Origin of the sequence: Pseudoalteromonas sp. S3785 (assembly GCF_005887365.1) — a bacterium.
Taxonomy (GTDB): Bacteria; Pseudomonadota; Gammaproteobacteria; order Enterobacterales; family Alteromonadaceae; genus Pseudoalteromonas.
The window spans coordinates 1-292 of sequence record NZ_PNCT01000171.1; the positions used below are offsets into that span (position 1 = coordinate 1).

Here is a 292-nt window from a genome sequence, read left to right on the forward strand (position 1 = left end):
CATTTAGCGACCTCTTCAGGTGGGCCTGCAATGAGTTTTTCACCGCCGCCAGCCCCGCCATAAGGGCATAAAGCCACCCCCCAGACTGCGCGTATAACCACATCTAATTTATGCTCACTCACTACTATGGAAATACCGTGAACACGCAGACGATGTAATACCACAAGTAGTTGTTCAATATCGGCAAAGTGAAGGCCGGTTGGTGGCTCATCAAGTATGTAAAGAGTTTTACCTGTATCGCGGTTAGATAGCTCACGAGCCAGTTTTACACGCTGAGCTTCACCACCAGAGA

The 292-nt window shown here is 49.0% G+C and carries 1 pseudogene; it reads right to left on the bottom strand.

The annotated features are described in order from the left end of the window. Positions 1–292, bottom strand: a pseudogene (locus tag CWC17_RS19020) (excinuclease ABC subunit UvrA); the annotation flags it as partial.